Consider the following 14044-nt stretch of genomic DNA (forward strand, 5'->3'; position numbering starts at 1 on the left):
AGGCCACCGACGCCCCGGCGTCGCGACCGGCGGCCCGGAGCCGGGGCCGGCTACTTCATCGTGCCCGCCGAGACCGACCCCTGGAGCTGTCGCTGGAAGATCAGGTACGCGATGAGCACCGGCACGATCGTCACCACCACCGCCGCGAACATCGCGCCGAAGTCCACGGCGTACCCCGCCGACGACACGAACGCGGCCAGCCGTTGGGACAGGACGTAGTTCTGCTGCTCGGGGTTCAGCGCGATCGGGAGGATGAACTGGTTCCACAGTCCCAGGAAGTTGAAGATCGCCACCGACGCCATGCCCGGCCGCGCCATGGGCATCATCACCTGGAAGAAGGTCCGCCAGTGCCCCGCGCCGTCGATCGCCGCCGCCTCGGCGATGTCGTCCGGCAGGCCTCGGAAGAACGCGTAGAGGAAGAACACCGTGAAGGGCAGCGCGAACGCCACGTACACGACGATCAGCCCTGGCAGCGTGCCGAGCAGGCTGGCGTTCTGGAGCACGAAGAACAGCGGGACGATCGCGAGGAAGACCGGGAACGTCAGGCCCGCCAGCATGAGGTAGTAGATCGCCCGTCGCCCGGGGAACTCGAAGCGGGCGAGCACGTAGGCGCACATCGCCCCGAGGAGCATGACGAGCACCAGGGCGGTCCCGACCACGATGATGGTGTTCACGAAGGCTCGGCCGATCTGGGCGTCGACCCACGCGTTCTCGTAGTTCGTGAACGACCAGTTCGCCGGCAACGAGAACGGCGAGGCGAAGATCTCCGCGCTCGTCTTGAAGGATCCGATGAACACCCAGATCATCGGCGCGATGACGAGGATGCACCAGATCACGAGGACGGTGTGGGAGACCCCGGCCGCGAGACGGTCGCCGCCGGCCGCGTGGGCGGCCCGGGACCGCGGGACGGCGCGAGCCGTGCGCGGCATCGCCTGGGCGTGGGCGGTCATCCTCGGCCCCTCTCGCTGCGCCCGCCGGCGAGGCGGTTCACGGTGAACACCAGCGCGGCGAACACCAGGGTCACGATCGCCATCGCCACGCCCATCGCGCTGGCGTAGCCGAACTTCCCCTCCGTGAACGCCGTGCGGAACAGCTGCTGGGACATCACGAGCGTCGAGTTGTCCGGGCCGCCCTGGGGGTTGAGCGCCTGCACGTACACGAAGAGGTCGAGCGCGATGATCCCGAGGTAGATGTAGGCGGTCTGCACGTTGTCCCGGATGAGCGGCAGGGTGATGGACCACGACGTGCGCCACCGTCCGGCGCCGTCGATCCGCGACGCCTCGTAGATCTCCGACGGCACGCCCTTGATCGCCGCGATGAACAGCAGCATGTAGAAGCCGACGAACCCCCACACGACGACGAACATCGTCACCGGCATCGCGGTGCCCACGTTCCCCAACCAGGCGAACGACTGGAAGCGGTCCAGCCCGAGCCCCGTGAGGACGCCGTTGACGAGCCCGTTGCTCGGGTCGAGGATCAGGCGCCACATGATGCCGACGGCGATGGCCGGGATCACGTAGGGGAAGAGGGAGACCACGCGGTAGAAGCCCGCGGCGCGGACGCCGCGCACCTGTCCCTTGCCCGACCCGCCGACCGTGATGAGGATCGCGAACGTCAGGGCGATGGCGATGGTGATGAGCGGGATGAACAGGCCGAACATCACGCTGTTGCCGACGGCGTTGACGAACCGCGGGTCCTGCAGCAGCGTCGTGAAGTTGGCCAGACCGACGACGTCGAACTGGGTGGAGAAGCCCGACCAGTTGGTGAGGGCGTAGAACGCGGCCTGCACGAACGGCCAGATCACGAAGACGAGGAACAGCGCGAGCGGCAGACCGAGGCAGACGACGAAGAAGCTCACGGTGTCGAACGACCACCCACCGGCCCGCCGCCGGCGGGGCCCGTTGCTGGGCCCCGCCGCGGCCCCCTCGCCGGTGGGCAGGATCTGCCCGGCGCCGGGGATGGCGGTCATGACACCTCGATCTTGTCGATCGTGTCGTCGTTCGCGATGCGGTCCGTGATCGCCTGCAGCTCCTTGGTCAGGTCGGCGACCGACTTCTTGCCGTCGAGGAAGGAGTTCCAGATCGGGAGCTGCTCCTGGTTCATGCCGTACGTGTCGACGAACTTGAACGTGAAGATGTCCGCGCCGGCGGCGGCGATCATCTCGGACTGCGACACCAGCGCGGTGGACCCGAACCCGTCGTCCGGGACGATGCCCTTGACGACCGTCGGCGCCAGCTTCGTCTTGGAGAAGTTCGTCGCCGACTCCTTCGAGAGCATGATGCGGAGCAGCTCCTTGCCGCCCGCGACGCTCTTCGCCTGCGACGGCACGATGAAGGGCTCGCCGGCGGTCAGGTGCAGCGCGGTCGCGGGCATGGCGGCGTTCGCCGTGACGGAGAAGCTCGGCACGCCCTTCATCTGGAAGTCCGGCGCCGTCTGCTTCTTCATCTCGTTCTCGATCCACGACCCGGACGGGTAGAGCAGCGCCTCCTCCTTGTTGCTCCACTGGGCCTGCGCCGCGGTGAACTGCGTGCCCGAGCCGCCGGGCTTGAAGTACCCGGCGTCGATGATCTCCTTCATGATCGTGAACGTCGCCTGGAGCGCGTCGTTCGACCAGCACTCGGGCTTCAGGTTCTCGAGCGCCAGCCGGACCTCGTCGCCGCCCTCCTTGATGGCCGACTCGACCGCCAGGGTCTGGTAATAGGTGGCCGCCTCGGTGCCCCACAGGAAGAGGTACTTGCCGGCCTTCTTCGCCTCGGCGCCGAGGGCCTTGGCCTCCTCCCAGGTGGTGGGCGGCGTCCACCCGTTCTTCTCGAAGAGGCTGCCCGAGTACCAGACGCCGTAGACCGTCAGCGCGTAGTTGATCGCCGCGAGCTTGTCCCCGTAGGTCCCCGGCGCGAGGACGCCCTCGTAGAGGGTCTCCCGGATGGTCGTGCCCTCGACGTTGGGCGCGTCGATGATGTCCGTGAGGTCCTCGAGCTGGTCGAGGATCGTGTTGAACCCGATCGACTGGGCGCCGGAGTTGTCCACCAGGTCGGGCGGGTTGCCGCCGACGAACCGTGGCTGCAGCTCCGTGGCGATCTGCGTCGAGGGCGAGACCTTCACGGTCGAGCCGGCGTGCAACCCGGCGAGGACCGTGCCGGCGAACTCCACGTAGTCGACGCCGTAGCCGCCGTCGAAGATCACCGCGTCGACCGTGGTGTTCTCGGCCATGCCGAACGGGTTCTTCGCGTCCTGCTCGCCGCCGGGTGCGGCGCTGGTGGTCTCCTCGCCGCCTCCCCCACCCGTGGCGCACGCCGCGAGGGGGAGGCCGAACGGGACGGCGGCGGCCGTGTACATCACGGCACGGAGCACCGACCGACGGGAGGGCTGGGGGGTGATGTTGCTCTGGTCAGTGGTGAGGTTGTTGGTCATCGTCGTTGATGCCCTTCGTGTCAGGGTGCGTCGCTGGACGCCCCGTCAACCGTGCTGCCTGCCCGCTCGGGCCCTGCGCCGACCTCCTCGTCTCGCGCCACGGTGAGCCGTTGCGGCGGGTTCCGCACCGCTCACGGAAATATCTCCCATCCACCACGGGGATGGAGTGGAAAATATTCACGCGCGGACGCCACGTCAACAGCCGACACGACAGTGTGACCGGACTGGTATAGATCACCCGCTCGGGTCGGGGCGGCCCCTTACGGAGCCGGCGCCGCGAGCCGCACCGGCGCGGGCTCCACGAGAACCGCGAAGTTGACCGACCGAGCGATGAAGCACAGGGCGTGCGCGCGGTGGTGCAGCGCCGCCACCGCCTCGTCCGTCGCCTGCGGCCCCGCGTCGACGGTCACCCTCGGCCGCAGCGTGACGTCCGTGAACTGCCCCTCGCCCCGGGACTCCACGCGCATCGTGCCGGTCGTCTCGTCCATGTACTCACGGACCACGAGGCCGTGCTCGGCGGCCAGATGCAGGAACCACAGCATGTGGCACTGCGCGAGGCTCGCGACGAACAGCTCCTCCGGGTTGTACCGCGCCGGGTCGCCCCGGAACGCGGGGTCGGCGCTGCCCGGAAGCGGCGGCTTGCCCGCGACGAGCACCGTGTGGTCCCGGGAGTACGACGTGTAGGACGTCGTCCCCGGTCCGCCACCGGGAGCAGCGGCACCGCCCTCGGCAGCATCGGGCCAGGCGACGGTCACGGCGTAGTTGTGGTGCGCACCCATGGCCACACGCTAGGGCGTCAGGCGGCGCTGCGCTTACCGGGACGCTTCGTCGTGGACTTCCCCGTCGCCTTCGTCTTCCCGGAGCCCTTCGCCGCCCCCTGGGCGGTGGCCTTCGCCGAGCCGCGGGCCCGCGGCGCCGACGAGGTCGACGTCGCGGCGGCGGACCTCGCCCGGCCGGCCGGGGCCGCCACCGGCACGGCCGGGTGCGCCTGGAGGATCGGCGCGAGGAACAGGCCCGTGTGGCTGGCCTCGACCCGCACGACCTCCTCAGGAGTCCCTTCCGCCACGACCGTCCCGCCGCCCGAGCCACCCTCAGGCCCCATGTCGACGATCCAGTCGGCGCTCTTGATGACGTCGAGGTTGTGCTCGATGACGAGGACGGTGTTGCCCTTCTCCACCAGCGACTGCAGCACGCCGAGCAGCTTGCGGATGTCCTCGAAGTGCAGGCCCGTGGTCGGCTCGTCCAGGACGTAGATCGTGCGGCCCGTGGAGCGCTTCTGCAGCTCGCTCGCGAGCTTGACCCGCTGCGCCTCACCGCCCGAGAGCGTCGGCGCGGGCTGCCCGAGGCGGACGTAGCCGAGGCCCACCTCGACCAGCGTGGTGAGGTAGCGCGAGATCGCGGGGAACGCCGCGAAGAACTCCGCGGCCTCCTCGATCGGCATGTCCAGCACGTCCGCGACCGTCTTGCCCTTGAAGTGCACCTCGAGGGTCTCGCGGTTGTACCGCGCGCCGTGGCACACCTCGCACGGCACGTAGACGTCGGGCAGGAAGTTCATCTCGATCTTCAGCGTGCCGTCGCCCGCGCACGCCTCGCACCGGCCGCCCTTGACGTTGAAGGAGAAGCGACCCGGCCCGTAGCCGCGGACCTTCGCCTCCTCCGTCTCCGCGAAGATCTTGCGGATCCGGTCCCACACGCCGGTGTAGGTGGCCGGGTTGGACCGCGGCGTGCGCCCGATCGGGCCCTGGTCGACGTGCACCACCTTGTCGAGCTGGTCCACGCCCGTGACCCGGGTGTGGCGGCCCGCCACCTGGCGCGCGCCGTTGAGCTCGTTGGCGAGCACGGTGTGCAGGATCGAGTTGACGAGCGTCGACTTGCCCGACCCCGAGACGCCGGTGACCGCCGTGAGCACCCCGAGCGGGAACGACACGTCGATCCCCCGCAGGTTGTTCTCCCGGGCACCGACGACCGTGACCTTCCGGCCGGGGTCGGTCGCGCGGCGCTCCGCCGGCAGCGCGATGCTGCGCCGGCCGGAGAGGTAGGCGCCGGTCATCGAGCCCTCGGCCTCGAGGAGCCCGGCGTAGTCGCCCGAGTGCACCACGCGGCCGCCGTGCTCGCCCGCGCCGGGGCCGACGTCGACGATCCAGTCGGCCGCGCGGATGGTGTCCTCGTCGTGCTCGACGACGATCAGCGTGTTCCCGAGGTCCCGCAGGCGGGTCAGCGTCTCGATGAGGCGGTGGTTGTCGCGCTGGTGCAGGCCGATCGACGGCTCGTCGAGCACGTACAGCACGCCGACCAGGCCGGAGCCGATCTGGGTCGCGAGCCGGATGCGCTGGGCCTCCCCGCCCGACAGGGTGCCCGCCGGGCGCTCGAGCGACAGGTAGTGCAGGCCCACGTCGACGAGGAAGCCGAGCCGGGCGTGGATCTCCTTGAGCACCTCGGCCGCGATGGCGCGCTCGCGCTCGCCCAGCTCGAGCCCGTCGAGGAAGTGCTTGGCCTGGTCGATCGGCAGGCGGCACACGTCCCAGATCGACTTGCCCCCCACCGTGACCGCGAGGACCTCGGGCTTGAGCCGCGCCCCCGAGCACACGGGGCACGGCACCTCCCGCATGTACGCCTCGTACTTCTCCTTCGACCAGTCGGACTCGGTCTCCCGGTGCCGCCGCTCCAGGAAGGTCACCGCGCCCTCGAAGCCCGTGGAGTACTGCCGTTCGCGGCCCCACCGGTTCTTGTACCGCACGTGCACCTGGTGGTTGCGGCCGAACAGGATCGCGTCGCGGGCGCGCTGCGGCAGGGCGCGCCACGGCACGTCCATGGAGAAGCTCATCTCCTCCGCCAGGGCGGTGAGCACCCGCTCGAAGTACTCGGACGACGTCTGCGCCCACGGCACGACGGCGCCGTCGCGCAGGGTCCTCTCCTCGTCCGGGACGACGAGGTCGGCGTCCACCTCGAGGCGGAAGCCGATGCCGGTGCACTCCGGGCACGCGCCGTACGGCGCGTTGAAGGAGAAGGTCCGCGGCTCGATCTCGTCGAGCGCGAGCGGGTGGTCGTTGGGGCACGCCCGCTTCTCCGAGAACTTGCGCACCCGGTCGAGGTCGTCGATGTCGGCGTCGACGAGCTCGACCATGACGAGGCCGCCCGCGAGCCGCAGCGCGGTCTCCACCGAGTCCGTCAGGCGACGCTGGACGCCGTCCCGTGACACGAGGCGGTCCACGACGACCTCGATGTCGTGCTTGAGCTTCTTCTCGAGCGTGGGCGGGCTGGTCAGCTGCACCACCTCGCCGTCGACCCGCGCGCGGGCGAAGCCCTGCGTCTGCAGCTCGGCGAACAGGTCGGCGTACTCGCCCTTGCGCCCCCGCACGACGGGCGCGAGCACCTGGTAGCGCGTGCCCTCCGGCAGCTCGAGGAGCTTGTCGACGATCTGCTGCGGCGTCTGCGAACGCACCGGTTCCCCGCACACGGGGCAGTGCTGCGTCCCCGCGCGGGCGAACAGCAGGCGCAGGTAGTCGTAGACCTCGGTGATCGTGCCGACCGTCGACCGGGGGTTGCGGTTGGTCGACTTCTGGTCGATCGACACCGCGGGCGAGAGGCCCTCGATGAAGTCGACGTCGGGCTTGTCCATCTGCCCGAGGAACTGGCGCGCGTACGCGGAGAGCGACTCCACGTAGCGTCGCTGCCCCTCGGCGAAGATCGTGTCGAACGCCAGGGAGGACTTCCCCGAGCCGGACAGGCCGGTGAAGACGATCAGCTCGTCGCGCGGGAGGTCGAGCTCGATGTTGCGCAGATTGTGCTCGCGGGCGCCGGAGATGACGAGGCGGTTGCTCACCCGGGCATCCTACGTCGGAGCGCCGACATTCGTACAGGCGTTCTATGCGGTTTCCGGTGCCTGACCGGTCACACCCGGACGCCCTCCCTGACCCCGCCTGGACGCCCACCGCCCGCACCGGCCCGCGGTGCTTGGATACGGCCATGTCCGTCTACGCCGTCACGTACGTCTACGTCACCGACCCCGACCGCCTCGCGGAGGTCCGGCCCGAGCACCGGGCGTTCCTCCGCGGCCTGCACGAGAGCGGCGCGCTCCGCGTGTCCGGCCCGCTGCCCGCCACGCCCGACGGCGAGCCCGGCGGCGCGCTCCTGGTCGTCGAGGCCGCCGACGCGACCGGGGCGCTCGAGCTGCTCGCGGCCGACCCCATGCGCCGCGAAGGACTGGTCGCGCACCGCGCGGCACGTGAGTTCGTCCCGGTGATCGGCGGCTTCGCCGCCTGACGCCCGTCGACGAGCGCGGGCCGCGGACGGCGTACCGTCCGGGGCCCGCGCTCGTGTCGTCAGCGCCCCGTGGCCTCCGGCCCCGATGAGGCGGACGAGGAGCTGGACTCCGGCTCCGCGTCCTGAGTCACCGCCGTCGACGACGGCTCCGGGCCGGTCGCGTCCGTCGGGGCCGTCTCCTTCGCGGCCACCGCGGCCGTGCGCCGCGTCTTCGCCAGGCTCGCGACGGTGGCGATCGCGATCGAGCCGAGGATCACGGTCAGGGACAGCCAGATCGGGATCTCGGGCGCCCAGGCGACGTGCTCGCCCCCGTTGATGAACGGGAGCGTGTTGGTGTGCAGCGCCTCGAGGATGAGCTTGACGCCGATGAACCCGAGGATGACGGCCAGGGCGATCGGCAGGTACACCAGCCGCTCGAGCAGGCCGCCGAGCAGGAAGTACAGCTGCCGCAGCCCCATGAGGGCGAAGATGTTCGCGGTGAAGACGATGAAGGGGTCCTTCGTCAGCCCGAAGATCGCCGGGATCGAGTCGAGCGCGAACAGCAGGTCCGTCGAGCCGATCGCCACGAACACGACGAGCATCGGGGTGAACAGCTTCTTGCCGTCGACCACCGTGCGCACCTTGGCGCCGTCGTACTCCTTGCTCACCGGCAGCACGCGGCGCAGGAGGCGGATCGCGACGTTCTCCTTGAACTCCTCCTCGTCGTCACCGCCCGCCACCAGCTTCACGGCCGTGTAGATGAGGAACGCGCCGAAGAGGTAGAACACCCACACGAACTGCTCGAGGATCGCCGCACCGGCGAGGATGAACGCGCCGCGCAGCACCAGCGCGATGATGATGCCGACCATCAGCACCATCTGCTGGTGCTGCTTCGGCACCGCGAACCGCGACATGATGATGACGAAGACGAACAGGTTGTCCACGCTCAGGGAGTACTCGGTGAGCCAGCCGGCGTAGAACTCCCCGGCAGGGGCGGAGCCGCCCACGGCGAGCACGACCAGTCCGAACACCAGCGCCAGGGCGACGTAGAAGCCGACCCACAGGCCGCTCTCCTTCATGCTCGGCACGTGGGGGCGCCTGCCGACGATCGCGAGGTCGACGGCGAGCAGGACGATCAGCGCCGCGAGCGACGCCCACTCGAACCAGATCGGCAGCTCGTGGATCATGCATCTCCTTCGGAGGACGGGGCCACGACCGCGCGGGCCCGACGGTCGCGCCGGTCACGGGCGAGCGAGGCGATCGTCGTGACGGCGAGCACCACCACGATGAAGCCCAGCGACAGGGTGGTCGGGATCTCGGGGATGGCCTCGACGTGCTCACCGCCGTTGACGAACGGCAGCTCGTTGGTGTGCAGCGCGTGGATCACCAGCTTGACACCGATGAAGCCGAGGATCGCCGCCAGCCCGTAGTTGAGGTAGACGAGCCGGTCGAGCAGCCCGTCCACGAGGAAGTAGAGCTGGCGCAGGCCGAGCAGCGAGAACGCGTTGGCGGCGAACACCAGGTACGTCTCCTGGGTGAGGCCGAAGATCGCGGGGATCGAGTCCACCGCGAACAGGAGGTCGGCGCTGCCGATCGCGACCATCACGATGAGCATCGGCGTGATGAACCGCTTGCCGTCGATCTTCGTGGTCATCCGGTCGCCGACGTAGGAGTCCGTCGTGGGGAACACCCGGCGCGTCAGGCGCAGCAGGCCGTTCTCGTTCCACTCCTCGTCGTGGCCCGTGCCCGAGCGCGCCTGGGCGATCGCGGTCCAGATGAGGAAGGCGCCGAAGATGTAGAACACCCAGGCGAAGTTCGCGATGATCGCGGCGCCGGCGATGATGAACACCGTGCGCAGCACCAGCGCGATCGTGATGCCGATGAGGAGCACCCGCTGCTGGTACTCCCGGGGCACCCGGAAGCTCGTCATGATCAGGACGAAGACGAACAGGTTGTCGACGCTGAGCGACTTCTCGGTGATGTACCCGGCGAAGTACTCGCCGCCGTACGTCCCGCCCCACACGATCCACACGATCACGCCGAACACGACCGCGACCGCGACGTAGGCCAGGGACCACGTGGCTGACTCGCGCAGGGTGGGGGCGTGGGGGGTGCGCACGTGGCCGACGTAGTCGACCGCGAGCATGGCGAGGATCACGCCGACGGTGACGATCCAGACCCAGACGGGCACATCCATGGAAACTCCTCCGGTACGTAGCACTGAGCACCGGAGGTCTTCCCCACCCGGAGCGGCTGCGAGCCTGACGTCCGGGCCGACGAGGCCGGTCCGGCATCCGTGCCGGACGTGATGACGACCTCACCGTGGGCGGGGTACTCCCCTCCAACCCGCACACCTTACATGAGACCTCGGACCGGCCATCCGCGCATGTCACGACGCGATCGCCGCCTGCCGCGGCGCACGGCTCGCGCCGCTCAGGCCGTCGCGGCCTGCATCTGCCGCAGCTCCTTCTTCAGCCCGCCGATCTCGTCGCGCAGGCGCGCCGCGACCTCGAACTGCAGCTCCGCGGCGGCGGCGTGCATCTGGTCGCTGAGCTCCTGGATCAGCTCCGCGAGCTCGCCCGCGGCGGCGCCGGCGAGCCTGTTGCCGGTGGTGGCGCCCTCCTTCGGCGAGCCCGGCACGGGCGCGCGGCCCTTGCCCTGCGCGGACGCCGGGGCCTTGCGGTACCCGCCGGACAGCAGCTCCTGCGTGTCGATGTCCTCGCGGGCGAGCATGTCGGTGACGTCCGCGATCTTCTTGCGCAGCGGCTGCGGGTCGATCCCGTGCTCCTCGTTGTACGCCACCTGCTTCGCACGTCGGCGGTCGGTCTCGTCGAGGGCGTACCGCATGGCCGGCGTGATCTTGTCCGCGTACATGTGCACCTGGCCGGTGACGTTGCGCGCCGCGCGACCGATCGTCTGGATGAGCGACCGCTCGGAGCGCAGGAAGCCCTCCTTGTCGGCGTCGAGGATCGCCACCAGGGACACCTCGGGCAGGTCCAGGCCCTCGCGCAGCAGGTTGATGCCGACCAGGACGTCGTACTCGCCCAGCCGCAGCTCGCGCAGCAGCTCGACACGACGCAGCGTGTCGACCTCCGAGTGCAGGTACCGCACGCGCACGTCCTTCTCGAGGAAGTAGTCCGTGAGGTCCTCGGCCATCTTCTTGGTGAGGGTCGTGACCAGCACGCGCTCGTCCTTCTCGACGCGCTCGCGGATCTCGTGCAGCAGGTCGTCGATCTGACCCGTGGTCGGCTTGACGACCACCTGCGGGTCCACCAGGCCGGTGGGCCGGATGACCTGCTCCACCACGCCGTCGGACATGGAGAGCTCGTAGTCGCCCGGGGTCGCGGACAGGTAGACCGTCTGCCCGATCCGCTCGACGAACTCCTCCCAGCGCAGCGGCCGGTTGTCCATCGCGCTCGGCAGGCGGAACCCGTGCTCCACGAGCGACCGCTTGCGCGACATGTCGCCCTCGAACATCGCGCCGATCTGGGGCACGGTCTGGTGCGACTCGTCGATGACGAGCAGGAAGTCCTCGGGGAAGTAGTCGAGCAGGGTGTTCGGGGGCGAGCCCTGCTCGCGGCCGTCGATGTGCCGCGAGTAGTTCTCGATGCCGCTGCACGTGCCGATCTGGCGCATCATCTCGATGTCGTACGTGGTGCGCATGCGCAGCCGCTGCGCCTCCAGCAGCTTGTTCTGCCGCTCGAGGTCCGCCAGGCGGTCGGCGAGCTCGGCCTCGATGCCGCCGATCGCCCGCTCCATCCGCTCCGGGCCCGCGACGTAGTGCGTGGCCGGGAAGAGGTAGACGCTCTGCTCGTTGCGGATCACCTCGCCCGTGAGCGGGTGCAGGGTCTGGATCGACTCGATCTCGTCGCCGAACATCTCGATGCGGACGGCGAGCTCCTCGTACACCGGGATGATCTCCACCGTGTCGCCGCGCACGCGGAACGTCCCGCGCGTGAACGCCAGGTCGTTGCGCGTGTACTGCATCTGCACGAAACGACGGAGCATGTCGTCCCGGTCGACCACGTCGCCGACGTCGAGCCGCACCATGCGGTCGACGTACTCCTGCGGGGTGCCGAGGCCGTAGATGCACGACACGGAAGCGACGACGATGACGTCGCGCCGGGTCAGCAGCGACGACGTCGCCGAGTGCCGCAGTCGCTCCACCTCGTCGTTGATCGACGAGTCCTTCTCGATGTAGGTGTCCGTCTGCGCGATGTACGCCTCGGGCTGGTAGTAGTCGTAGTACGACACGAAGTACTCGACGGCGTTGTTCGGCAGCAGCTCGCGGAACTCGGTGGCGAGCTGCGCGGCGAGCGTCTTGTTGGGCGCCATGACGAGCGTGGGCCGCTGCAGCTTCTCGATGAGCCACGCCGTCGTCGCGCTCTTGCCGGTGCCGGTCGCGCCGAGCAGGACGACGTCCTTCTCCCCCGCCTGCACACGGGACGCGAGGTCCGCGATGGCGGTGGGCTGGTCTCCCGAGGGCTCGTAGTCGGACACCACCTCGAAGGGGGCCACCGCACGCTGCAGGTCGGTCACGGGTCGCATGGCACCACCGTACGGCGCGCCCCCGACACCCACTGCCGCCCCGGGGAACGACCCGGACAGGGGGTGAATTTCCGACATTTATTTTGTAAGGAAAGAGTCGTAACCCTAGGGTGACGGCGAGCCCGTGCCCGGGCACCGCACGTCCGCCCGCGCCCTCGCGGCGCGCCCGAGTCCCGTGGAGACCTATGCCCGCCGTCGCCCCCCGTGTCCCCCGCGTCGCCCTGCGTCGCCCGGTCGTCCTGGGTGCGTGCGCGGCGCTCGTCGCCGCGCCGGCCCTGGCCCCCGTCGCCGCCCTCGCGACCGACGGCGCGGCACCGGTCGCGTGGTGCGCCGACCTGGGGGCCGACCGTCCCGTCGGCGTCTACGACGAGGCCGTCGTCGTGGACGACGGGGTCGGCATCTACGTCGGCGGCGACCTCGCCGTCTCCCGCGCCAAGGAGCTCGAGGGCAGGGTCGTCGTCGCGGGAGACGCCGACCTCGCACGCGACGGCGGCCCCGACTCCCTCAACGTCGGCACGGCCGGGGGCGGCGGCTCCGCGATCGCGCCCGCGGGCGGCCGCGACCACCTCGTGGTGGGCGGTGACCTGGCGGCCGGACCGCGCCTCCAGGTCGGCTTCAACACTCCCGGCGGCGGCAACGTCGTGGTCGGCGGACGGATCGTCGGCGACGTGAGCACGGAGTCCTTCGTCGACCGCGCCCGGGGCAGCGTCCGCGCGGAGGTCGGACGCGAGGCCGCGCTCGCCGCCTACTCCGGCTACCCGGCCCTGGCGCGCGCCCTGTCCGACCAGGCCGAGGCGTCGGCGACCGACGTCGATCCCGAGAGCGGGGTGCTGACCCTGCGGGCCCCCGGTTCCTACCGGATCACCGCCGCCGAGGCGCGCGACCTCCAGGTCCTCAGGATCGACGGGAGGGAGCCCGTCACGATCACGGTCTCGGGGGCAGCCGTGTCGATGACGCTCGACCACGTCGAGGTCGCCGGCGACCGGGTCTACCAGGCCACCCAGTTCCTCGGCAGGTCCCTCCTGTGGTCCTTCCCCGACGCCGCCTCCGTCGACCTCGGCACGAACGGCCAGCTCCCGGGCAGCCTCGTCGTCCCCGGCACGGACAGCACCCTCACCGTCGCGACGAGCACGAACGGCCGGGTCCTCGCCGCGGGCGACGTCTCCTACACGGGCGGACACGGCATCGAGCACCACAACTACCCGTGGACCGGGGAGTGCGTCGACCTCCCCGCGGTCACCCCGCCGGGCGGCGCCACCGACGAGGGCGACGGCGACGACGGCGGGGACGGGTCGCAGACCCCGGCGCCGACCACGGAGCCGTCCCCCACGACCACCGAGGACGCCACCCCCGGCCCGTCCACGACGTCACCGGCCTCGGAGGCGGACGGCGAGAGCCCCGCGGACGGCGCGGCTCCCGTCGGCGGGAGCGACGAGGGCACGACGCTCCCGGACGACGACCTCGCCGCCGCGGCGGCCGTGGCCGGCGCGGAGCCCACGCCGGCGTCCTCCGACCGACCGGCCGAGGACGCGCTGCCCCGCACCGGCGCGCAGGTCGGCCTCGTCGCCGCCGCGGCCGCGGCCCTGCTCGGTGCGGGCGCGCTCCTCGTCGCGCTCCGTCGTCGGACGACCCGAGGCACGTCCCGCGGCTGAGCCGTCGCCCGGGCAGACGGCGGCGGCCGACGCCCGCCGCGCTCCTGGTGGCCACCGGCGCGCCGGCCGTGATCGCCGCCCCGCCGGGGTCGCGGCCGACCCGACGACGAGGGCGCCCGAACCGAGGCCCCCCGTCCGGAGGCATTACCGTATCTGCCTGCCTTCCACCGACACCCCAGTATTGATCAGTG

Annotated in this window: 10 protein-coding genes; 2 read left to right on the forward strand and 8 right to left on the reverse strand. The window is 70.6% G+C overall.

Annotated features, from left to right (window positions below):
- Positions 1–50: 50 nt before the first annotated feature.
- The 5 genes from ACFVS0_RS02970 to uvrA form a co-directional block, all read right to left on the reverse strand.
- Complete coding sequence (locus ACFVS0_RS02970; RefSeq protein ID WP_430587111.1) at positions 51–950, reverse strand: carbohydrate ABC transporter permease; 900 nt, start codon at positions 948–950, stop codon at positions 51–53.
- Positions 947–1969 (reverse strand): carbohydrate ABC transporter permease, encoded by a 1023-nt coding sequence (locus ACFVS0_RS02975; protein ID WP_430587112.1) that lies wholly within the window; start codon positions 1967–1969, stop codon positions 947–949. Before ACFVS0_RS02975 ends, ACFVS0_RS02970 begins: the two co-directional genes overlap by 4 nt.
- Positions 1966–3411: an N-acetylglucosamine/diacetylchitobiose ABC transporter substrate-binding protein gene (gene ngcE, locus ACFVS0_RS02980; RefSeq protein ID WP_430562440.1), complete on the reverse strand. Its 1446-nt coding sequence runs from the start codon at positions 3409–3411 to the stop codon at positions 1966–1968. The genes ACFVS0_RS02975 and ngcE overlap by 4 nt, the downstream gene beginning before the upstream one ends.
- A 260-nt stretch (positions 3412–3671) precedes the next feature.
- A complete protein-coding gene (locus ACFVS0_RS02985) occupies positions 3672–4190 on the reverse strand; it encodes an OsmC family protein (protein WP_430587113.1) in 519 nt (172 codons plus the stop codon).
- Positions 4191–4207: 17 nt separating this feature from the next.
- Entirely contained in the window at positions 4208–7234 is a 3027-nt protein-coding gene (gene uvrA, locus ACFVS0_RS02990) for an excinuclease ABC subunit UvrA (protein WP_430587114.1), read from the reverse strand.
- 143 nt (positions 7235–7377) lie between these two features.
- Here uvrA and ACFVS0_RS02995 point away from each other — a divergent pair, with 143 nt between their 5' ends.
- Positions 7378–7674 (forward strand): YciI family protein, encoded by a 297-nt coding sequence (locus ACFVS0_RS02995; RefSeq protein ID WP_430552001.1) that lies wholly within the window; start codon positions 7378–7380, stop codon positions 7672–7674.
- Positions 7675–7733: 59 nt separating this feature from the next.
- Here ACFVS0_RS02995 and ACFVS0_RS03000 read toward each other — a convergent pair whose 3' ends face one another.
- The 3 genes from ACFVS0_RS03000 to uvrB form a co-directional block, all read right to left on the reverse strand.
- Complete coding sequence (locus ACFVS0_RS03000; protein WP_430587115.1) at positions 7734–8840, reverse strand: TerC family protein; 1107 nt, start codon at positions 8838–8840, stop codon at positions 7734–7736.
- Positions 8837–9850 (reverse strand): TerC family protein, encoded by a 1014-nt coding sequence (locus ACFVS0_RS03005; protein WP_430552003.1) that lies wholly within the window; start codon positions 9848–9850, stop codon positions 8837–8839. Before ACFVS0_RS03005 ends, ACFVS0_RS03000 begins: the two co-directional genes overlap by 4 nt.
- Before the next feature lie 236 nt (positions 9851–10086).
- Positions 10087–12201, reverse strand: a complete 2115-nt coding sequence (gene uvrB, locus ACFVS0_RS03010) for an excinuclease ABC subunit UvrB (RefSeq protein WP_430552004.1) — start codon at positions 12199–12201, stop codon at positions 10087–10089.
- 185 nt (positions 12202–12386) lie between these two features.
- On the opposite strand from uvrB, the gene ACFVS0_RS03015 reads away from it, so the two are divergent.
- Entirely contained in the window at positions 12387–13853 is a 1467-nt protein-coding gene (locus ACFVS0_RS03015; RefSeq protein WP_430587116.1) for a choice-of-anchor A family protein, read from the forward strand.
- Positions 13854–14044 lie beyond the last annotated feature (191 nt).

Origin of the sequence: Isoptericola sp. NPDC058082 (genome assembly GCF_042885055.1) — a bacterium.
Taxonomy (GTDB): Bacteria; Actinomycetota; Actinomycetes; order Actinomycetales; family Cellulomonadaceae; genus Isoptericola.